General features: G+C 32.2%; 17 protein-coding genes, 1 tRNA gene and 1 pseudogene. 8 read left to right on the top strand and 11 right to left on the bottom strand.

Translation table 11 applies throughout. The features are described 5' to 3' along the window. The 3 genes and pseudogenes from ABI657_RS15410 to ABI657_RS15400 all read right to left on the bottom strand — a co-directional run. Window positions 1-662 (bottom strand): annotated as a pseudogene (locus ABI657_RS15410) (phosphoribosylformylglycinamidine synthase); the annotation flags it as partial. A gap of 103 nt (window positions 663-765) precedes the next feature. Then, a complete protein-coding gene (locus ABI657_RS15405) occupies window positions 766-2613 on the bottom strand; it encodes an endonuclease (RefSeq protein WP_348098162.1) in 1848 nt (615 codons plus the stop codon). 147 nt (window positions 2614-2760) lie between these two features. Next, window positions 2761-4272, bottom strand: a complete 1512-nt coding sequence (locus ABI657_RS15400; protein WP_348098161.1) for a hypothetical protein — start codon at window positions 4270-4272, stop codon at window positions 2761-2763. Between the two features lie 128 nt (window positions 4273-4400). On the opposite strand from ABI657_RS15400, the gene ABI657_RS15395 reads away from it, so the two are divergent. The 5 genes from ABI657_RS15395 (at window position 4401) to ABI657_RS15375 (ending at window position 7614) form a co-directional block, all read left to right on the top strand. Continuing rightward, the gene (locus tag ABI657_RS15395) at window positions 4401-4832 is read left to right on the top strand and encodes a PaaI family thioesterase (RefSeq protein WP_348098160.1); all 432 of its coding nucleotides are present in this window, start codon (window positions 4401-4403) and stop codon (window positions 4830-4832) included. A gap of 3 nt (window positions 4833-4835) precedes the next feature. After that, the gene (locus ABI657_RS15390) at window positions 4836-5900 is read left to right on the top strand and encodes a chorismate-binding protein (protein WP_348098159.1); all 1065 of its coding nucleotides are present in this window, start codon (window positions 4836-4838) and stop codon (window positions 5898-5900) included. An 81-nt stretch (window positions 5901-5981) separates the two neighbouring features. Then, window positions 5982-6698, top strand: coding sequence for a bacillithiol biosynthesis deacetylase BshB1 (gene bshB1, locus ABI657_RS15385; protein WP_348098158.1), 717 nt, complete (start codon window positions 5982-5984; stop codon window positions 6696-6698). A gap of 64 nt (window positions 6699-6762) precedes the next feature. Further along, window positions 6763-6836, top strand: a tRNA-His gene (locus ABI657_RS15380). 169 nt (window positions 6837-7005) lie between these two features. Continuing rightward, on the top strand, window positions 7006-7614 hold the full coding sequence (locus ABI657_RS15375; protein WP_348098157.1) for a M15 family metallopeptidase: 609 nt from the start codon (window positions 7006-7008) through the stop codon (window positions 7612-7614). Here the strand turns inward: ABI657_RS15375 and ABI657_RS15370 are convergent. From ABI657_RS15370 to tsaD, 8 genes are all read right to left on the bottom strand, one after another. After that, a complete protein-coding gene (locus tag ABI657_RS15370) occupies window positions 7611-8180 on the bottom strand; it encodes a hypothetical protein (protein ID WP_348098156.1) in 570 nt (189 codons plus the stop codon). The two genes, ABI657_RS15375 and ABI657_RS15370, sit on opposite strands and share 4 nt — an antisense overlap. 1 nt (window position 8181) lies before the next feature. Then, complete coding sequence (locus ABI657_RS15365) at window positions 8182-9363, bottom strand: class I SAM-dependent methyltransferase (RefSeq protein ID WP_348098155.1); 1182 nt, start codon at window positions 9361-9363, stop codon at window positions 8182-8184. Between the two features lie 2 nt (window positions 9364-9365). Then, window positions 9366-10457, bottom strand: coding sequence for an AI-2E family transporter (locus ABI657_RS15360; protein ID WP_348098154.1), 1092 nt, complete (start codon window positions 10455-10457; stop codon window positions 9366-9368). Window positions 10458-10584: 127 nt separating this feature from the next. Continuing rightward, window positions 10585-11535, bottom strand: coding sequence for a zinc metalloprotease (locus tag ABI657_RS15355; RefSeq protein ID WP_348098153.1), 951 nt, complete (start codon window positions 11533-11535; stop codon window positions 10585-10587). Between the two features lie 145 nt (window positions 11536-11680). Further along, window positions 11681-12187 carry a TrmH family RNA methyltransferase gene (locus ABI657_RS15350; protein WP_348098152.1) on the bottom strand — a complete coding sequence of 169 codons (507 nt, stop codon included), beginning with the start codon at window positions 12185-12187 and terminating at the stop codon, window positions 11681-11683. A gap of 10 nt (window positions 12188-12197) precedes the next feature. After that, on the bottom strand, window positions 12198-12836 hold the full coding sequence (locus ABI657_RS15345) for a DUF4159 domain-containing protein (RefSeq protein WP_348098151.1): 639 nt from the start codon (window positions 12834-12836) through the stop codon (window positions 12198-12200). A gap of 22 nt (window positions 12837-12858) precedes the next feature. After that, window positions 12859-13566, bottom strand: a complete 708-nt coding sequence (locus ABI657_RS15340; protein WP_348098150.1) for a 16S rRNA (uracil(1498)-N(3))-methyltransferase — start codon at window positions 13564-13566, stop codon at window positions 12859-12861. Between the two features lie 2 nt (window positions 13567-13568). Then, window positions 13569-14591 (bottom strand): tRNA (adenosine(37)-N6)-threonylcarbamoyltransferase complex transferase subunit TsaD, encoded by a 1023-nt coding sequence (tsaD, locus tag ABI657_RS15335; protein WP_348098149.1) that lies wholly within the window; start codon window positions 14589-14591, stop codon window positions 13569-13571. 229 nt (window positions 14592-14820) lie between these two features. Between tsaD and ABI657_RS15330 the strand changes: the two genes are divergently transcribed. From ABI657_RS15330 to gap, 3 genes are all read left to right on the top strand, one after another. Then, entirely contained in the window at window positions 14821-19275 is a 4455-nt protein-coding gene (locus ABI657_RS15330; protein ID WP_348098148.1) for a translocation/assembly module TamB domain-containing protein, read from the top strand. A gap of 257 nt (window positions 19276-19532) precedes the next feature. Further along, window positions 19533-20519, top strand: coding sequence for a 6-phosphofructokinase (pfkA, locus tag ABI657_RS15325; protein ID WP_348098147.1), 987 nt, complete (start codon window positions 19533-19535; stop codon window positions 20517-20519). 72 nt (window positions 20520-20591) lie between these two features. Beyond that, complete coding sequence (gap, locus tag ABI657_RS15320; protein WP_348098146.1) at window positions 20592-21596, top strand: type I glyceraldehyde-3-phosphate dehydrogenase; 1005 nt, start codon at window positions 20592-20594, stop codon at window positions 21594-21596. Window positions 21597-21781: the final 185 nt, after the last annotated feature.

Here is a 21781-nt window from a genome sequence, read left to right as displayed (position 1 = left end):
TGCTGCACTTTTGGTCCTTTTACAAAAGCAACATTGTCTTTGTAAGCAGATACGATATCGTTAGGATTTTCCTGTGATGTTTTCTTGATTAATTTAAAAAGAGAAGTTTCTTTTTCTTCACCATCAATTACAAAAGTTCCGTTGAAGATTTTGTGGCGGCAGTGTTCTGAATTCGCCTGAGAGAAAGCAAAAATCTCAGAATCAGTTAGTTTTCTTCCTAGTTTTACAGCAAGATTGTCTAAATAATCTACTTCTTCCTGGCTTAAAGCCAAACCTTCTACTTTATTATAAGTGGCAATATCATCGATTTCCAGAATAGGTTCCGGCTGAACATTGATAGTAAAAATCTCCTGATCTAATTGATTGAATTTTTGTGAAAGCATCGGATCAAAATCAGTAAAATCTTCCGTTGCCGGATGAAATTCTTCAATTCTGATAATACCCGGAATACCCATATTTTGAGTAATTTCTACAGCATTTGTACTCCAGGGTGTGATCATAGTGGCGCGCGGACCAACAAAAAAATCCGACAGTGCGGATTTTTCGATCTTATTGGAGTTGGCAAAAAGCCAGTTTAGTTTTGAAATGTCTTGAGCCGAAATTTCGTTTTCCGTTTGTACCGCGAAAACAGTTTTGCTTTGGTTTTCAAAGAAATGGATCATTTTGATGTGTAGTTTGTTGTATTGAGGTGCAAATTTAGTCAATTCAAATCAAAAAAAAAAGCGACAATTTTGTCGCTTTTTATATTTCCTGCCGGATTTTTTATTAATTGATTAATAATTTTCTGGTCAGTGTTTTTGAATCTTTTGTTATTGTAACAACATAGGTGCCTTTTGATAAATTTTGAATGCCAACTGTCTTATTAGTAATGTTTTGTTTTTCGAAAACTTTCTGTCCTAATATAGAATGAATAGCAATTGAAAAAGATTCATCTCCTCTATCTTTAAAATTTATAGTGAACTGATTGGTAGCAGGATTTGGAAAAATAGAAAAATCAGCTGAATTAAATTCTTTATTAGATAGTGTTGTTACTGTATGACTTCCAAGTCCGCTACAAGTATCTTTTGGATAAACATCCCACTCACCACTTTTATTAAAAGTAGTATTGGGGCCAGCTATACTTGGCTTTCTTCTTAATGTTTCATCAATTGCAAAATTGGGAGTTCCTCCGTCAAAAGTTCCGATAATATCAATTAAAACATTATTTTTAAACAAACCTATCGGGTCGTTTCCATTGTATTGTATATCAACAGCACCAGTGGATAAATTTGCACTTGCAGGATTATAACAAGTTGTTAATGCAAGATTGTAGGCTACGACATAAGATGCTCCGGTATTAATACTTCCTGTTAATGATAAACCCGCACTCCAGGTTCCGCTTCCATTGGTTTGTTTTTTTATAGAGTATTCAGATAAAATTATGGTTGAACCAGTAAAATTTGATATTTCTAATATTTTATTGTTTCCACTACCTTCAATATATTCCGAAAAGAAAATTTCTGAACCTGTATTTCCGCCTCCTGCTGAAGCAGTTGTTGTACCACTTACTGTTGTACTTGGAATTGATATATTGTTTGAAGCATCTTTGGCAATTACATAAAAACTATATGTTGTAGAAGGTGTTAATCCTGTTACTGTTGCAGTAAGTCCAGTTTCATTTTGTTTGAAAGTATTGTTTACATAAACAGCATAACTCGTAACTGCAACATTATCGGTGGCAGCAGACCATGTTAATGTAGAAGTATTGGATGTAGTTGAGGATATGGCCAAATCCAAAGGAGCTGTTGGTGCAGTTGTATCATCTGCATCAGTTGTCCAAACTGATGCTACATATTCTGGATGATCGATGTAAGGATTGCGATTATTTTGTCGTGCATATATAGCATTATTTCGGGCTATTTCTCTTGGACTTACCGGATCCTGATTGTGCCACGCAATAAGCTGGCTTAAAAATGCAGGTGTAAAAACTTTGTTTGAAGTTCCATTAAACATTTCATAAGAATAACCAGCAACTGTATTTTCGTATCGGGTTGCAAAGTAAAAATACATTCGGGCAATATCTCCTTTAAATTCATCAATTGGTTCAAAAACTGGCCCATTATAACCTGCTGTTGTACTTTGACCGAGTTTGCTGCCATTCTGGCTTGTTGAAGTAGGTGTAACAACTACTGAGTGTGGGTAATTTGATCGAATTCCGTTTACTTTTCCATCTGTTGGCGTTATAAAATGTGCATCAGAAACCATTGGCGCTTTTTCGTCAAATACAGATTGTGGAATAATGTGTTCTCTGTTATAGCAGTCTCCTTCATTGGTATAATTACCACACCTTTGCGTAGTTGCTATACTATAATTGTAAGGATCTGTTGCTGTAGGATTTTCAGAATACATGTCTAATACTGAACCATCATTTTCGTAAAAGTTGTCAATATCAGAAGTTGCATACGTCACATATAACCCGGCGTATCCGTTATCAGTATGGCCTTTAATGATATTGTATAATTGTGTTTTTAGGGTATAACCTGTCGCTGTCGCTGTTGAGTAGTAATTGGCAGGTGCCTGCGCAGAGCAGAATGCGGCGTAAATCGTAAATAAGAGAATGTAAATTTTTTTCATAAACATAAATAGTTTTTTTGATATAATTAAATCGGCATTAATAAATGGATCCAAAATTAGTTCATCAAATCTACGAATATGTTATGAAATATTTAATAAAAGTGTTTTTTGTTATATTTTTTAAAATCCTTATTCTGTTTTAAAAGCTTACTTAGGAAAATCTTTACTCTGATAAGCCCCTAAATCCGGCGGTGAAGTTCTCGTATTTCCAATAATGTCCAATGGAAGTATAAAAATCTGATTCCCTTTCGCGAATGCGGCAGAAGTATTATCGATATTGAATTTATTTTGAGATATATTGTAAAATTTTGGATTTTCATTTAAAATAATCTGACTGTAATGTTCTGTATCAGTTTTGAACTGGTATAAAGGATTAGTTGTAGAACTGCTAAATTTCAGTAAACAATTATTCATTTGATAAACAAAAGCAGCATTTGTATTTTTATCTAAATTGAATTCATTAGTATTTGAGCCATAAATAATACAGTTGTTAAAGGTAGCCTGAATCAGCGGATTGCTTTCAGGAGTTGCTCCGGCTAAACTATTACTTAGACTAACAGCAAATTGTGGGCCTTGCCAGTTATTATTAAAAGTACAATGGGTAAATTTATAATTTCCTCCATAAACACAGGATAAACTCACTAAACCAGCATAATTGATCACAATATTTTCTCCATTGATATTAGCATTTTTTGCCAGAATACCATATTCTACACAATCGTAAATCTGTGTATTTTTAATCTCAAAAGCGGTAACATCCTTATTTCTTATATCCAAGCCAATGGTTGCATTCTTTAGGGTAAGGTGATTTATGGAGTGGTTTGTGCTTCCTTCAGATAATATAACCGAGTTCCATTGTCCGGGAACATCAGAAAAATCAGGTTCTAAACGATCACCTTCAAAAATAACTTCATTTTCTGATTTTTCAGTTGCAGAACTATTTCCATTAATTTGAAGGGAAGCATTTTTATCTACAAAAAGACCTGAATTGGTATGAAAATGGACTCTTGCACCAGCTTCAAAACTAACGGTTTTATTTTCGGCAACAGCTGCGTATCCATAAATAACATACGGTTTTTGATTGTTAAAAATCAATTCATTTCCGTTTGCAGGATCATTCTCATCCAGATAAAAACCGTCAACAGCTTTGCCGTCAATTTGTATTTTTTCTTTTGTCCCGTCGGGATTTTGTTTTGGATATAAAAAAACCGCATCCTGAATCAGCGTAACCAATGCCACTTTCTGAAGATTTTCTCCGCTATCAAACTGAATTTCATCTATATATAAAAAATCGGCTGGATCGGCATCAACAATATCAGCGGTGGTTTCGATGAAAATATACAGACTGTCCCTAGCTAAAAGTGTTACATTGTCAAAGATTTTTCCATTATTTCCACTCATACCATCAATTGTCATTCTGTATTTTGAATTTAATCCATTTTTAAGCTGAATTGCCGGGATTGAAATATCATTTTTACTTTTGTTATAAACCTTTAACTGATAGGTGCTTGAGCCGATATTTTTAAAAACAGTATCCAAATAAATCGTATCTTTTGAAAACTTTAAATCTCCGGAACTTGCAACGGTATCAAAATCAGTTCGACAAGAACTAACAACTATAATTAAACCGAAGATGAATAGTGTAAAATAATGACGCATTGAATTGTTTTTTTGTAAAAATAGCAAAAAACTAATTTGATATAATATGATTTTTAAATATTAGAATTGTATTTTCGAATTTCTATCTTATCTTTTCTTTAATTTTACGATCTAAAATTCCATTTTCAATGAGTTATAACAAAGAACAAATTATAGATTATTGCAATGAGTTTTCAAAAAACACTTTGATGGAAACTTTAAAAATAGAATATATTGATGCAGGAGAAGATTTTTTAGTTGCCAAAATGCCTGTAAACCCTAGTGTTCACCAGCCAATGGGTTTGCTGCATGGAGGAGCATCAGTCGCTTTAGCAGAAAGTGTTGGCAGTGCTGCATCACATTTCTTTATTAATCCAAAAGAACAAGAAGTCAGGGGAATAGAAATTTCAGCAAATCATTTAAAAAGTATTCGCGAAGGAGTAGTTTTTGGTACGGCAAGAATTATTCATAAAGGAAGGAGCGTTCATCTCTGGGAAATTAAAATTACCGATGAAGCCGGAAACCTGATTTCGCTCTGCAAACTCACTAATATGGTTTTAGACAAAAAGAAACCCCAATAAGATATGAACGATTTTTTTTCAACAATAAGAAAACACCAAGAGCAAAATTTACCTTTTGTAATTTATTCTAAACCTAATTCATCGAGTATTTTTGCATTTTTACAGCAAAATGAAACGTTGTATAAAGTTTCAGATTACAGCGAAAAAGGATTTGTTTTTGCTTCCTTTGATGAAACACAATTAATTTTAATTCCGGAAAAGCAATCCAAAATTATTAGTGCAGAACAAACTAATGTTGATTTTAACCCAATTGAAATTGATGAGCTCCCTTTTGATACAGAAGCTAAAGTTCAATATGAAGATTTGGTTTCTAAAGGTATTGAAGCTATTAAAAATGATGAATTCAAAAAAGTAGTTCTGTCCAGAGCAGAAAAAGTAGATTTAAACGGCTTCGATTATGTCACGACTTTTCAACGCTTGATTCATTTATATCCCACCACTTTTTCTTACTGTTTTTTTCATCCTGAAATTGGCCTTTGGATGGGAGCATCGCCTGAACAATTGCTAAAATCGAAAAAAAATGGTTTTGAGACAGCTGCATTGGCCGGAACACAAAAAGCCAATTTAGAAGCTGAGATTTCCTGGCAGCCAAAAGAAAAAGAGGAACAGCAGTATGTAACTGATTTTATTGTAAAAAGACTCAAGGAAGTAGCAACGTCAGTTGTAGTTTCTGAACCGTATAGTATCAAAGCCGGATCTATCTGGCATATTAAAACGGACATATCAGGAGTTTTAAATGAAGATTCAAATTTAGAAGAAGTTATTGATACCCTGCACCCAACACCGGCAGTGTGCGGTCTGCCAAAGAAGAAAGCAAAAGCATTTATCATTGAAAACGAAAATTACGAACGAACTTTTTACACTGGTTTTTTAGGAGAACTGAACAGCAGTTTTGCCTACAATGCCGTTAGCTCTGATTTATATGTAAATTTGCGCAGTATGCGAATTCAGGACAACATTGCCAGTTTATATGTAGGTTGTGGAATCACAAAAGAAAGTATCCCGGAAAAAGAATGGGAAGAAAGCGTGAATAAATCGATGACAATGAAAAGGGTTTTGAATAAATAGAGTAAAGAGTAAAGAGTAAAGATTAAAGAGTAAAGAGTAAAGAGTAATTGAATTTAATTTTTGACATTGAATTTTTAAATTATGAAATTAGATATATTAGCTTTTGGTGCACACCCGGACGATGTAGAATTAGGCTGCGCAGGAACTATTTTGAAGGAAGTTTCTCTTGGTAAAAAAGTTGGGATTGTTGATTTAACACGAGGTGAATTAGGCACACGCGGTACTGCTGAAACAAGGGACGAAGAAGCAAAAACTGCTGCAAAAATTTTAGGGGTTTCTGTTCGTGAAAATCTGGCAATGCGTGACGGTTTTTTTGTAAATGATGAAAAGCATCAGCTTGAGGTTATTAAAATGATCCGCAAATACAAACCTGAAATTGTTTTATGCAATGCAATTGATGATCGTCATATAGATCACGGAAAAGGGAGCAAACTGGTTTCTGATTCCTCCTTTTTATCCGGGTTAGTAAAAATGGAAACATTAATTGACGGTCTCAAACAAGAAGCCTGGAGGCCTAAGGTGGTCTATCATTATATTCAGTGGAAAAATCTGAACCCTGATTTTGTAGTTGATATTACAGGTTTTGAAGAGCAAAAAATTGCAGCAATTTTGGCCTATAAAACACAGTTTTATGATCCGGATTCAAATGAGCCTGTAACACCAATTACAAGTAAAAATTTCCTGGAAAGTTTAAACTATCGTGCACAGGACTTAGGAAGATTGGTTGGCGTAGATTTTGCTGAAGGTTTTACCGTAGAAAGATGTTTGGCAGTCAATAGCTTAGAAAATTTGATGTAATTTTTTTAAATTTTTGTTTGCAGAAGTAAACATTAGTTGTATATTTGCCACCGCTAAGCAAATGGTGGTTGTAGCTCAGCTGGTTAGAGCATCGGTTTGTGGTACCGAGGGTCGCCGGTTCGAACCCGGTCATCCACCCAGAAATTTAAAGCCTTGAAGAAATTCAAGGCTTTTTTTGTTTATGTTTTTTTGATTCTATAAAACTACTCTGAATCGTTAATTTGTTCTCTTTTTATCCTATATTTACTTTGATAGTTTCATTAAACCAATTCATTTTATGTTGACAATTTGTAAATATGTTTTTTTAATGCTTGCCTTTTTTAATGTCATTGTTCTAACTGCCCAAAATAAAGCCGAACCAATGATAGCTGATACTACTTTCGTGAATTTAAAAGAATACAGTCAGGACTTCATATATGATATGAAATATGCTACAGAAGATAATTTTTTGAAAGCAAAAGTTTACGATTGTCCCGAATGCCTATTACGTTTAAAAACAGTACAGGCGTTAGTAAGGGCTAATAATGATTTTATAAAAGAGGGGTACAAAATAAAGCTTTTTGATTGTTACAGACCACTGTCTATTCAAAATAAAATGTGGGAAATTGTTTCGAATCCAAAATATGTTGCTGATCCTAAAAAAGGCTCCATCCACAATAGGGGAGGAGCCGTTGATATTTCTCTGGTGGATGCTAATGGTAAAGAATTGGACATGGGAACACCTTTTGATTTTTTTGGAATTCAGGCCAGCCATGATTACAGCATACTTTCAAAAAAAATAAAGTCGAATCGTAAATTGTTAAAAAAAATAATGATTAAAAACGGTTTCAATTCATTTGATTCTGAATGGTGGCATTATAACTTAAAAAAAGGTTTGAAAGATAAAGTTTCTAATCAAAAATGGGATTGCAACTAATTTTCTACACATCTTATGTTTTCCATAAAGTAGGTATCTGGATGATATACTTTGCCATCCATTTCTGATGTAAGTTCTCTTTTTACAATATAGTCTTCAGTATCTGTAAGGTATTTGATTCGCATAATGGTTACAGGAGATTTTTTTAGTTCTTCATAATTATCTTTCATAAACATAAAAATTCCTGAATTTACCCGATTATCAAAACCTTTGTCATCGCGAATAAGCGTTCCGCAATTTTCCTGATTGATTTGTAGCAATGTAACAATCTTCCCGTTTTGTAATTGTAAAAAGATTTTTGAGTTTTTATCAAAACAGTTCGCTTTTATAAAGCCCTTGCTTTTTTGTATCAATTGAACATTCAACGAAGGCTGACCATCAGTTTGTGCTAGTGAAAAGAAAACATAATTCGAGGTTCCGCCAAAGTTTTTTTCGCTTACTAAATATTCATTGGTCACTTTATAGGAACCAATAGAATCATTTATATTTGTACTGTATTCACAAGGTTTTTGTGCAAATGCACTAAATGTTAACAGAAAAATTGTCAGAGTAATTACTTGTTTCATCTTAAATTATTTTTCTGCAAATTAAAACTATTTTATTGTCATTTTTATCAGTAGTAAAAAAACAATATGTATTTCCACCATTTTTTATTTTCCATTTCTTTCGAATGTTTTCTACAGTATCAGGAAAGTTTCTTGTTGTTATATTTGCCTGCTTATTTTCGAGATCATTTTTCATGTCAGTTTTGCTGTATGAAATGGTTTTTTCGATTTCAAAAATCCTTCCTGGGAAAGTTATTAAGTTTTCAGAAGTATATAAATGGGAATGTTTATGTAATTTGTTTATTTTGAAATAGATGCTTACTTTATCAAATCCTCCTGATTTCATGATAGCCGCATTAGGCTCATAAAGATATTTTTGGGGTAAATGATAACTTGGAAATTCAATTTCTTCACTCCGTATAAATTCAAAATTTTCAATTTTTTCTTTTAAAATATTAGCTGTTTTAATTGTTATGAAACCTGAAAAATTCTTCTCTATTTCAAAAAGTAATTCCTTTACTTCACCTTCCAATGCAATAATATGGATGTTTTTGACAAATTTCAATTCAGATAAACCGGCAGAGATATCCAGTAATGGCGCTGTTTTGATTAAAATTGAATTGGCTTTTTCAAAATAAAAATCTAAAGATTCCGGAACATTCGGTAAACAATCTTTTAGCATAAAGACTTTACCTTTTGCATCATTTCTGCGGGAAGGATCAACATAAATCCAATCCCACTTTTTATTTGAAGATTGTAAAACATTTCTAGAATCATCTGTGTGAAAATTGCAATTTTCAACGTGTAATTGTTCAAAATTATGTTGTACTATGTTGGACAATTCGGAATTTATCTCACAATGTGTAATTGATTTAAATTTCTTTGAAAAGTAATAATCGTCAACACCAAAGCCTCCGGTTAAATCTATTATACTTTCGCCGAATATTAAATTCGATTTGTAGTTTGCAGTAACCTCTGATGAAGTCTGTTCTATTGATATTTTTGATGGAAAAATTATATTTTCTGTAGAGAACCAGGTTGGCAGTTTTTCTTTTGCTTTTGTTTTTGCTTCAATTTGATTTAAAATTGTAATCCATTCTAAATCCGGAAAAGGATTTTTTTGAAGAGCCAGTTTAGCAATAGATACTCCAATATTTTTAATTATAAATTCCTGAATTTTTTTGTTTAATATCGAATTTTTCAAAGTTAAATCCTTTCTGTTAATACCGAAACTATTCTATTGTTTGGAAAAAATTCTTTTAAAATAACTTTTATCATGGTATAAAACGGAATCGCTATTATCATTCCGCCAATTCCAAAAGTTATTCCGCTTATTATAGTTACTAAAAATATTTCCAATGGATGCGAATTTACACTTTTTGATGAAATAATAGGCTGGCTGATATTGTTGTCTATAGCCTGAACTATCAAAAATCCAATAATTACATAAATAGTTTTGGGTAATATTTCTGTTTGAAAATTACTTCCAATCATACTAATCATGGTAAGAATTCCCGCTAATACGGTTCCGATGATTGGGCCTATATAAGGTATAATGTTTAAGATTGCACATAAGAAAGCAATAACAAAAGCATTTTTATTTCCAAAAATAATCAGAACTATGAAATAAAGTATAAAAACGACTGTAAGTTGTAGCATTAAACCAATAAAATAACGGGTTAAAAAGTGATTTATTTTTGTTATAGAGTTGATTATCTTATCTTCATTTGAATCCGGGAGAATCTGTTTTGCTTTTTCTTTAAAAGTATCCTGGTCTTTAATGAAAAAAAAAGTAATAAAAAATACAGAAACCAATCCCATTCCAAACCCCGCAAGCACACCTAAAATAGAGTTTATGAAACCCGTAAAATAACTAAAATCAATTTTTGATGTAAAATCAGACTTCTTTAATAATGCTCCAAAGTCTAAATGCTGCAGGTTAAAATAATTTTCGAAATCTCGTTCAAGATAAGCAAACTGTTGTTGCAGATTATTAGTATCCAACAATGATAAATTGTTTGCCTGGGATATTATCAAAGGAACAAATAAAAATATAAAACCAACTAATAACATTATGAAAACTAATAATGCGGTAGTAGCTGCTAGTGAATTACTAAATTTTAATTTGTTTTTTAAAAACTGAATAAGGGGGTTTGCAATCAGACACAACATTAGCGATATACATAAATAAATGATAACAGTTTGTATTTCGTATAAAAAGTACAAGACAGAGCAAACAATTAAAACTGTTGTTAATGCTCTTAAAATTCCGTTTGAAATAATTTTAGATGTTATCATGAATAAATTTTAGACCATAAATATAGAAAAAATGTAAACACCTGCTTAGTGTATGAGCAATAAAAAAAGCGAGATATAAGGACATCTCGCTTTTGATAATTATTAACAGTAAAAGTTTTTTGTTTTTTTAAATTCCAAAAGCTGCTCTTGGTCCGCCAGAAGTAAATATGGCAGCCATTCTGCTTTTTTGGCCTAATGTAAACATATACATTGCATTATCATCCGTATAATCCATATAATTCATTGTCATTTCTACTGGTTTACCTGAACATGTACTGTAATGAGGATAAGCAGGTACTCCGTAATTTTCTTCATTATGTGTTGGTGTATCTGCAACTGAATCACTTCCACAATTTGCATCTCCCCAAATATGGCGTAAATTCATCCAGTGACCCACTTCATGAGTTCCTGTTCTTCCCAGATTAAAAGGAGCATTTGCTGATCCGGATAATCCAAAATATTGAGAATCGATTACAACTCCATCAGTTGAGGATGGTCCGCCAGGGAACTGGGCATAGCCTAATATTCCACCACCAATTTTACAAGACCATAAATTAAGTTTTGTTGTTGGCGATGTAGGTGCTAAGCCACCTGTGCTAGTTTTTTTCATGGCATCTTGCGTTCCCCATGACGTTTTTGTTGTAGATTTTCTATTGATTTTTTCTAAAACAAAGCTTATTTCAACATTTGCTTTGACACCTGAAAATAATGCCGGGACTTTATTAAAATCAGAGTTTGCAGCATTAAAATCTTTATTAAGCACATCTATTTGAGATTGTATCTGAGCATCTGAAATATTTTGTGCAGCGGTTTTGTATAAAACATTTACAATAACCGGAATCTGTACTTTACCATTGACCAATTTGCCTGTAAGCATTCGGTTTTTTGTAAAATTTTCGATTTCATTCATTCTGATAGCCAGTGTAGGATCGGCTTTCATATTAGCCTCTAAAACTTCTTGTGATGCACAACCACGTCGGGTGATTGCACTCGTTTCTAAATCTGCAGATTCATTCTGATCATTCTGACAAGAAAAAAGCAGTGTTGATGCTACTAAGCATAGGATAATCTTTTTCATAATAATTCGGGGTTTTGTTATAAAATCTTGGTTTTGTTAATAATTAACACAATTTTATAACATAATTATTGATTTACCAAATATTTATAAAAAATTGTTTAACAGATCGTTACCAAGCCTTATATAGCTTAGTTCTTACAAAATGTTAAATATTTTTTTTTGAAGTAAATTCGTATAAACAAATGGCTGTTGCCTGAGAAACATTCATACTGCTATTTTTTCCGAACATGTTGATATGGATTATTTGATTTGAAATCTTTAAAAGAGGTTCAGAAACACCATTAATTTCATTGCCAACTATTAATGCTATTTTTTTATTCTCCGGGAGTGTTACTTCTTTTAGAGGTCTGCTTGCATTTGTGATTTCTAAGGAAATAATTTCGAAGTTGTTTTTTATTAGAAAATCAATCAAATCAGCAGTTTCTTCAATAATACTATAACCAACATGAAGATGTGTACTTCGGGAAGTTTTATTTATTTTTCGAGGACTTAGCGGAATGTCTTTTCCTAAAAAAATAATGTTTTCAATACCAAATGCTTCAGAAATTCTAAAAAGGGATCCTATATTTTGCTGAAAATAAATACGATCACAAACAAGTGTTATGGAAAATGTTTTTCTCTCAAACCGGTTTTCTTCGTGAGTAAGCTGCACCTTATAAAAATTAATAGGTAAAAATATAATTAATGATGTTTGCGCCCATTTTCAGCGCTTTTTCCCTTACCGAAAGAGGATCATTATTAACTTCCGCATCTTCCCAGCCATCGCCTAAATCACATTCAAAAGTATAAAGTAATACTAATTTGTTTTCTATGAAAATTCCAAACGCCTGAGGTCTTTTTCCATCATGTTCATGGATTTTGGGCAAACCGTCAGGAAAAGGATATGGTTTTTGAAAAATAGTATGACTCGCAGGAATTTCAACTAAATTATTATCGGGAAAAATCTTTTTTATTTCTTTTCGAATATATTGATCCATCCCGTAGTTATCATCGATATGAAGAAAACCTCCTGCAGTTAAATAATTTCGAAGATTGCTTACATCTGCATCACTAAAAACTACGTTTCCATGTCCTGTCATATGCACGAATGGATAAGAAAGCAAATCTGGGTTTCCAGGCTCTACTGTTGATGGTTTTGCTTTTATTCTTGTGTTGATACTGGTATTGCAGAACTTAATTAAATTGGGTAATGATGTTGGATTAGCATACCAATCGCCACCTCCGCTATATTTTAGTAAGGCAATTTCCTGTGAGAAAGAAGAAATAGAAATCAAGAACAATAAAAAAAATAGTTTTTTCATAGTCATTTAAGCATGAATTAATTTAGGTTTCATTAAAAAACACAACACTATGACAAGCTACAATTGCAGCAGTTTCAGTTCTTAAACGGGTATTTCCTAAAGTTACAGGCTGATAATCATTTTCTAATGCTAATGCAATTTCCTTTTCAGAAAAATCTCCTTCAGGACCAATCAGCATGGTAACGTTTTCGTTTGGTTTTAGAATATCTTTCAATGATTTTTTATCAGTTTCTTCACAATGTGCAATCAATTGCTGTCCTTCATTTTTTTGTTTGATGAATTCCTTAAACGAAACAGCTTCATTTAGTTTTGGCAGGTATGTTTCGTTTGATTGTTTCATGGCTGATAAAATAATTTTTTCAAATCGTTCTGAATTAACCACTTTTCGTTCTGAACGATCACAAAAAATGGGTGTGATTTCCTGAATACCAATTTCGGTGGCTTTTTCCAGAAACCATTCAAAACGATCATTCATCTTAGTTGGCGCAACTGCAAGATGCAAATGAAATTTAGGTTCAGGAGTTTTTTTTATCGAAAGCACCTGAACTATGCATTTGTTGTCTGAAGCCAAAGTTATTTCTGTTTCAAATAAAAACCCTAAACCATTTGTTACATGTAAGATATCCGAATCTTTCCTGCGTAACACTTTTATGATATGTCGGCTTTCTTCTTTGTCAAAAGAAAAGCTTTTGGTTGTTTCATTAATATCCGGATTGTAAAATAATTGCATAATTAAAATTGAATTCGCGCTTTCGAAACTACGGCTGAGGTTTCAAAACGACTTGATAAATATTTCTGATATCCTACAATTCCTATCATAGCAGCGTTGTCTGTAGTATATTCAAATTTTGGAATAAAAGTTTTCCACCCATATTTGTTTTCTGTTTCTTTCAATCTTGTTCTGATCCCTGAATTGGCAGAAACGCCTCCGCCAATGGCTATTTGTTTAATTCCGGTTTCTTTTACCGCTAATTTTAGTTTGTCCATCAAAATTTCGATAATGGTGTATTGAATAGAAGCACAAATATCATTCAGGTTTTCTACGATAAAATTTGGGTTTTCTAATTTTTTCTTCTGAATAAAATATAAAATCGCTGTTTTTAACCCGGAGAAACTAAAATTTAATCCCGGAACTTTTGGTTTAGTAAATAGAAAAGCCTTAGGGTTTCCTAACTGTGCATATTTATCGATCAAAGGTCCTCCAGGATAAGGAAGTCCTAATATTTTTGCACTTTTATCAAAAGCTTCCCCAACAGCATCATCAGTAGTTTCACCAATAATTTCCATGTCAAAAAAGCCGTTTACTTTTACTATTTGAGTATGGCCTCCGCTAATTGTTAAAGCTAAAAAGGGAAATCCAGGTTTATCATAACCTTCTTCCTCTATAAAATGGGCTAAGATGTGTGCATGCATATGGTTTACAGCAATCAACGGAATATTTAAAGCTAGTGATAATGACTTGCTAAAGGAACTTCCAACCAATAAAGAGCCCATTAATCCAGGACCTTGTGTAAATGCAATAGCGGTTAATTGTTCTTTTTGTACATTTGCCTTGCGTAAAGCGGCATCAATTACAGGAACTATATTTTGCTGGTGTGCTCGTGAAGCCAATTCAGGAACCACACCTCCGTATTGGTTGTGAATTAACTGATTGGCTACAACATTTGAGAGTACTTTATCGTTATGTAGAACCGCTGCAGCTGTATCATCACAGGAACTTTCGATAGCAAGAATAAAAACCTCTGAATTTTGCATATAAAGGCACGAATTTTGAATTATATTTGGCAAATCAAAATTATTTAAATTTATTTGATTGTGCCAAGCGTCAAAATTAAAGAATTTTTATCAAAACTGTTGTTCTTTGCCTGTGCAAAATAAATTTAATAAAAAATACTAAATAGAATAAGTTATCAAAAGAGTAAAAAAAATAGTATCTCGTACCCTTATTGGGCTAATTTTACTTTTGTTAGCGCTTGCTATCATTTTGTCCTTACCTATAGTTCAGACTAAAATTGCAAAATATATTACGGAAACATTAAATACTGATTTTAAAACAGATATTAGTGTTGATCGTGTTGCTATAAATATTTTTGGAGGTGTAAAGCTTAAGAAAGTTTTGATTTTAGATCATCATAAAAAAACCTTAGTTTATTCTGATATTATTACAACTGATATCTTGAGTGTAACGAGATTGCTGGACGGGGATTTAATTTTTGGAGATATTCGTCTTACGGGATTGGTATTTAATTTGAAAACATATAAAAATGAAAACGAAAACAATATCAATAAGTTTATTCGTTTATTTGAAACAGGTAAGCCATCCAAACCTAAAAGGCAATTTTTACTAACTGCCAAAAACGCCTATATTTCCAAAGGAACTTTTTCTGTTATTGAAGAAAATAAAACAAATCCAATTCTTTTGGATTTAAAAAACTTTAATGCTTACATCAGTGATTTTAAAATTCACGGTTCCAATATAAATACTAATATCCACAGGTTTTCATTTTTAGACCACAGAGGTTTGTATGTGTCTAATCTGTCATCTAAATTCACTTACACTAAAAAGCAAATCAAATTGGAAGATTTGGCAATTAAAACCAAAAGATCCAATCTTTATGGAAAAGCAATCTTAAATTATAAGGTTAATGATTTTTTGGGTTTTACAGATAAAGTAAAATTTGACGTAGCATTAGATTCTGCTTCATTGGCTTCCAATGATATCAGATACTTTTATTCAGGATTGGGAAAGAACCTGCATTTTAAAGTGAAAACTAAAATCGATGGTACACTGAATAATCTTTATTTAAGAAAACTTAGGCTTAGTGATACTAATGGAACCAGAATAATAGGGACTATAAATTTCAGAAATCTTTTAGGAAAAAAAGATCAAAAATTTTCTATGGATGGAAAATTTGACCGATTAACTTCGAGTTATGATAATCTGGTGGCGTTATTGCCAGAAGTTTTTGGAAAAAAACTGCCTAAAGAATTAAAAAGAGTTGGGAGATTTACTATAGTCGGTAAAACAAAAGTTTCAACAACAGCTTTAGAAGCAGATTTTAAAATGACGACTGATTTAGGTAATGGAGAAGTCAATTTAAATATGAATAATATTGATTTTATTGATAAAGCATCCTATACCGGTAAAGTTGTTTTAGAAGATTTTAATGTTGGAGCTTTATTAGACAGAAAGGATATAGGACGAACGACCTTAAATTTAGATGTTGATGGTGTTGGTTTTTCAAAGAAATATCTAAATACTGTAATAAAGGGAGATATTGCTAAATTTGATTATAACAAATACACGTATAATAATATTGTAGTAAACGGTAATTTTAAACTTCCCTATTATAAAGGGCAACTTTCTGTAAATGATCCTAATTTAAGCCTGACTTTTGACGGACTGGTTGATTTGAGTAACAGAGAAAACAAATATGATTTTCATTTAAATGTTGAAAATGCAGATTTAACAAAGCTTAAAATTATAAATGATTCAATTTCATATTTCAGAGGTGATGCGATTGTATCTGTTACTGGAAATTCTATAGAAAACCTGCAGGGAAATGTATTCATAAAAGATGCAGTATATCAAAATAAAAAAGATACCTATGTATTCGATGAGCTAAATGTAAATTCAAGTTTTGGCGAAGGCAGACTGCGAACTATAACGGTCAATTCTACCGATATTATAAATGGTAAAATAGTGGGCAAATTCCAGTTTAATCAATTAGATAAACTGGTGATGAATTCAGTTGGAAGCCTTTATACCAATTACAAGCCGCATAAAGTTAAAAAAGGACAGTTTTTAAGATTCAATTTTCATGTTTACGATAAAGTTGTAGAAATGTTATATCCGGATATAAAAATCGACTCAAGCACTGTTATCAGAGGTAAAATTGACTCGGATCAAAATGAATTTAAATTCCGATTCAATTCTCAGAAGATAACGGCTTCAAAAAACACTTTTGATAATGTCAGAATTAATATTGATAATAAAAACCCATTGTATAATGCATTTATAGAATTAGACAGCATTAAAACTCCTTACTATAAAGTGCGTGATTTTAGCTTGATAAATGTAACTTCAAAAGATACCTTGTTTGTCAGATCTGAGTTCAAAGGAGGGAATCAGGGAGAGGATTATTTTAATTTGAATTTATACCACACAATAGATAAGAAGAAAAATAACATTGTGGGTATCCATAAATCTGAAATGAAATTTAAAGACTATTTGTGGTTTTTAAATGAAGATGAAGAGAAAGATAATCAGGTTGTTTTTGATAAAGATTTCAAAAACTTTACAATAGATAACATTATATTGTCTCATGAAAATCAGAAAATTGATTTAAACGGCGTAATAAGAGGATCAGACTATAAAGATATTGTATTGAATTTTGAAGATGTAGATATTAATAAAATTACGCCTTTCAATAAAAAATTTGTAGTTAATGGTAATTTAAACGGTACTATAAATTATAAACAAAATAAAGATATTTTTCAACCCACAGCATCTATTGAAATTGATCATCTTAACCTAAATAAAACAGAATTAGGAACATTAAAATTTGATATTTCCGGAGATGAAAGTTTTAAAAAGTTCACAATAAATTCTTCTATTGAAAACGGATTCAGTGAATCTTTTAATGCCGAAGGTAGTTTTGCAATTCAAAATAAAGAAACGTTTTTAGATCTGAAATTAAAACTGGATGGTTTTAATTTAGCTACTTTAGGAACTATTGGAGGTACGGTTTTATCTAATGTAAGAGGAAGCGTTTCTGGCAATGCCGCTGTTGTTGGTAATCTTAAAAAGCCAGAAATCAATGGTAGGCTCTATGTTGAAAAAGCAGGAATGACAGTCACCTATCTCAATACAGATTACGAATTAAGTGATCGTACCGTTATAGATTTAACAGATGAAAAGTTTTTATTTAGAAACAACCAGTTAACGGATACGAAATTTAATACCAAAGGATTATTAAATGGCAGCATCCAACATAAAAACTTTGGGGATTGGAAACTGGATTTAAATATCACCTCAAAACGCTTATTAGCACTTGATACCAAAGACAGCGATGATGCCGCTTATTATGGAACAGCTTTTATAAACGGAACAGCTAGCATCACAGGTCCTACTGAAGGTTTGTTTATAAAAGTGGAGGCAAAATCAGAAAAAGGCACTGAAATTAAAATACCTATAAATAATGTGCAAAGTGTAGGTGAAAAAAGTTTTATACATTTTGTAACTCCAAAAGAGAAATACAATTTAGCAAATGGTATTGTTGAAAAAACAAGAAACTATAATGGTCTTGAACTGGAATTTGATTTTGATATTACGCCTGATGCTGAGGTTGAGGTAATTTTAGACAGAAACTCAGGCCATGGCATGAAAGGTAAAGGATATGGATCTCTATTGTTTAAGATTAATACATTAGGTAAATTTAATATGTGGGGAGATTTCCAGGCTTATGAAGGAACATACAATTTTAAATACGGAGGATTGATTGATAAAAAATTCGCAGTTAAAAAAGGGGGTTCTATTATTTGGGAAGGTAACCCAATGAAAGCACAGCTGAACTTGGAAGCTGTTTATAGAACCTCTGCAAATCCTGCAGTCCTATTAGAGAATTCTTCTTTTAATAAAAAAGTCCCTGTTGAAGTTGTTATTGGATTGAGAGGTGATTTAACAAGCCCGGAACCTAATTTTGATATTCAATTTCCATCAGTTAGTAATGTTTTAAAATCAGAGATACAATATAAGCTTGATGATAAAGATGTTCGTCAGACTCAGGCTTTGTATTTATTGTCAACAGGATCATTTATGAGTCCGGATGGTTTTAATCAAAGTGATTTGTCCGGTACATTTGCTGAGACAGCAGCAAGTTTACTGGGAGGTATTATTAAGTCTGATAGTGATAAATTCAATATTGATTTAAATTTCATCTCAGCAGATAAACGAATTGGTCAGGAAGCCGATGGTCAGTTTGTAGCTAATATTACATCTCAGGTAAATGAAAGAATATCTATCAATGGAAAAGTTGGAGTTCCCGTAGGAGGAATCAATGAATCTGCAATTGTTGGTGATATTGAAGTACAATATAGAATAAATGAAGATGGAAGTGCTAATCTGCGCTTATTCAATAAGGAAAATGATATTAGTTATGTAGGACAGGGAATCGGTTATACCCAAGGTGTTGGTATTTCTTACGAAGTCGATTTTGATACTTTTACTGAATTAGTCAACAAAATATTTAAAAATAATAAATTAGAACGCACCATTGAAAATTCTGACGATTATCAGGATTCTAATTTAAACCCTGATTATATTAATTTTTCAAATAATAAAAAAGAATCTGAAAAGAATAAAAAGAAATCAGAGGATAAAAAAGAAGTAGAACCACAAACTACTAATCAGGGTTTAATACCTGACGATGACTATTAAGTTAAGAATATTGTAGCTATTATTTATGCTTAACTAATATTTATTGGTTTATTGACTTTTTTTAACACTTCATTTGTGTATTGTTAATTTTATGGATTTAATTAAAAAAAGTCTGTTTTATTATTTTTAATGAAATTTTTATATACAAAAAACTTATTAACGAAAACGTTTGCATTTAACATATTTAATTAATTTATTATAATCATCACCTAAAAAGTGGTGAATGTTTGCTAATTTTACACTTTAATACTTAAATAATGTCAAAAACAATAAAAAAAGTAGGTGTTCTAACCTCAGGCGGAGATTCGCCGGGAATGAATGCCGCAATACGTTCGGTTGTCAGGACATGTGCTTATCATAATATAGAATGTATAGGGATCTATAGAGGCTATCAGGGAATGATAGAAGGTGATTTCAAAGAAATGGGACCTAGGAGTGTCAATAATATTGTAAATAAAGGCGGTACAATTTTAAAGTCAGCCCGTTCAACTGAATTTAGAACTCCTGAAGGCAGAAAAAGAGCACACGACAATCTTGTTAAACATGGAGTTGATGCTCTTGTAGTCATTGGTGGCGATGGAAGCTTTACCGGAGGCTTGATTTTTAATTCGGAATATGATTTTCCCGTAATGGGGATTCCGGGAACAATTGATAATGATATTTTCGGAACGAGCCATACCTTGGGATATGATACTGCCTTAAATACTGTTGTAGATTGTATTGACAAAATTAGGGATACTGCAAGTTCACATAATCGATTGTTTTTTGTTGAGGTAATGGGAAGGGATGCTGGTCATATTGCGCTGAATGCAGGTATTGGTGCAGGTGCAGAAGAAATTCTTATTCCTGAAGAAGATTTAGGTTTGGAAAGACTTTTAGATTCACTTCAAAAAAGTAAAGCTTCAGGGAAATCTTCGAGTATAGTAGTTATTGCTGAAGGGGATAGAATTGGTAAAAACGTTTTCGAATTAAAAGATTATGTTGAAGCTAATTTACCTGAATATGATGTAAGGGTTTCTGTTTTGGGACATATGCAGAGAGGAGGTTCGCCTTCCTGTTTTGATCGTGTCCTTGCCAGCCGTTTAGGTGTAAAAGCAGTAGAATCTTTAATTGAGGGCAAGTCAAATTATATGGTGGGCTTACAGCAGGACAAAGTAACTTTGACTCCGCTAGAGCAGGCAATTAAAGGGAAGTCTGAGATTGACAGGGAGTTATTAAGAGTGTCTGATATCATGTCAACATAAAAAGAAACGAAGTTTATAGTGAGAAAATTAAACTTTTAATAGTTAAATAAAACAAAAACAAAATCGAGTAAAATGTCAAAAGTAAAATTAGGAATAAACGGATTTGGAAGAATTGGAAGAATCGTTTTTAGAGAATCATTCAACAGAGATAATGTAGAAGTAGTTGCTATCAATGATTTATTAGATGTAGATCATTTAGCTTATTTATTGAAATATGATTCAGTTCACGGTCGTTTCAATGGAACTGTTGAAGTAAAAGAAGGAAAATTGTATGTAAATGGAAGAAATATCCGTATCACTGCAGAAAGAAATCCAGCTGACTTAAAATGGAATGAAGTTGATGTTGATGTAGTTGCTGAATGTACAGGTATCTTCACAACTATCGAAACTGCAAATGAGCACATTAAAGGTGGTGCTAAAAAAGTAATTATTTCTGCTCCTTCTGCAGATGCTCCAATGTTTGTAATGGGTGTGAACCACGAAACGGCAAAAGCTTCAGATTTAGTTGTTTCTAACGCATCTTGTACCACAAACTGTTTAGCTCCTTTAGCTAAAGTTATTCATGATAACTTTGGAATTGTTGAAGCTTTAATGACAACAGTTCACGCAACAACTTCAACACAAATGACAGCTGATGGGCCTTCTAGAAAAGACTGGAGAGGTGGACGTGCTGCAAGCGTGAACATTATTCCTTCGTCTACTGGTGCTGCAAAAGCAGTTGGGAAAGTTATTCCTGAATTGAATGGAAAATTGACAGGAATGTCTTTCCGTGTTCCTACTGTTGACGTTTCTGTAGTTGATTTAACTGTAAAAGTAGCTAAAGAAACTTCATACGAAGAAATCATGGCTGCTTTAAAATTAGCTTCTGAAACTACAATGAAAGGAATTATGGGATTCACTGAAGATGCTGTTGTTTCTCAGGATTTTATTTCTGATAAAAGAACTTCAATCATTGATGCTACTGCTGGAATTGGTTTAAATTCTACTTTTTTCAAACTAGTATCCTGGTATGATAATGAGTATGGATACTCTAGCAAATTAATTGATTTATCTGTACATATTGCAGGTTTAAAATAATATTTTATAATTTTAGAAAATCCCGTTATTTTAAAATAACGGGATTTTCTTATTTTGTTTCGTCTTTAATTAATGTAAAAACCACACTTTTAAATTAATTATTGAAGAAACGAATCCAAAAAACTAAAAGAAAATGAAATTAATAGTTGATAGTGGATCTACAAAAGCCGATTGGATTGCAATTG

The sequence above is a fragment of the Flavobacterium sp. genome (assembly GCF_039930565.1).
Lineage (GTDB): Bacteria > Bacteroidota > Bacteroidia > Flavobacteriales > Flavobacteriaceae > Flavobacterium.
Note: the sequence above shows the minus strand (reverse complement) of the source record. Positions and strands in the feature narration are given on the sequence as shown.

Excerpts from the sequence above, each read along its gene's own strand:
- ABI657_RS15405 (WP_348098162.1), bottom strand. The coding sequence starts at position 2,613 with ATGAAAAAAATTTACATTCTCTTATTTACGATTTACGCCGCATTCTGC.
- ABI657_RS15400 (WP_348098161.1), bottom strand. The coding sequence starts at position 4,272 with ATGCGTCATTATTTTACACTATTCATCTTCGGTTTAATTATAGTTGTT.
- ABI657_RS15395 (WP_348098160.1), top strand. The coding sequence starts at position 4,401 with ATGAGTTATAACAAAGAACAAATTATAGATTATTGCAATGAGTTTTCA.
- ABI657_RS15390 (WP_348098159.1), top strand. The coding sequence starts at position 4,836 with ATGAACGATTTTTTTTCAACAATAAGAAAACACCAAGAGCAAAATTTA.
- bshB1 (WP_348098158.1), top strand. The coding sequence starts at position 5,982 with ATGAAATTAGATATATTAGCTTTTGGTGCACACCCGGACGATGTAGAA.
- ABI657_RS15375 (WP_348098157.1), top strand. The coding sequence starts at position 7,006 with ATGCTTGCCTTTTTTAATGTCATTGTTCTAACTGCCCAAAATAAAGCC.
- ABI657_RS15370 (WP_348098156.1), bottom strand. The coding sequence starts at position 8,180 with ATGAAACAAGTAATTACTCTGACAATTTTTCTGTTAACATTTAGTGCA.
- ABI657_RS15360 (WP_348098154.1), bottom strand. The coding sequence starts at position 10,457 with ATGATAACATCTAAAATTATTTCAAACGGAATTTTAAGAGCATTAACA.
- ABI657_RS15355 (WP_348098153.1), bottom strand. The coding sequence starts at position 11,535 with ATGAAAAAGATTATCCTATGCTTAGTAGCATCAACACTGCTTTTTTCT.
- ABI657_RS15345 (WP_348098151.1), bottom strand. The coding sequence starts at position 12,836 with ATGAAAAAACTATTTTTTTTATTGTTCTTGATTTCTATTTCTTCTTTC.
- ABI657_RS15340 (WP_348098150.1), bottom strand. The coding sequence starts at position 13,566 with ATGCAATTATTTTACAATCCGGATATTAATGAAACAACCAAAAGCTTT.
- tsaD (WP_348098149.1), bottom strand. The coding sequence starts at position 14,591 with ATGCAAAATTCAGAGGTTTTTATTCTTGCTATCGAAAGTTCCTGTGAT.
- pfkA (WP_348098147.1), top strand. The coding sequence starts at position 19,533 with ATGTCAAAAACAATAAAAAAAGTAGGTGTTCTAACCTCAGGCGGAGAT.
- gap (WP_348098146.1), top strand. The coding sequence starts at position 20,592 with ATGTCAAAAGTAAAATTAGGAATAAACGGATTTGGAAGAATTGGAAGA.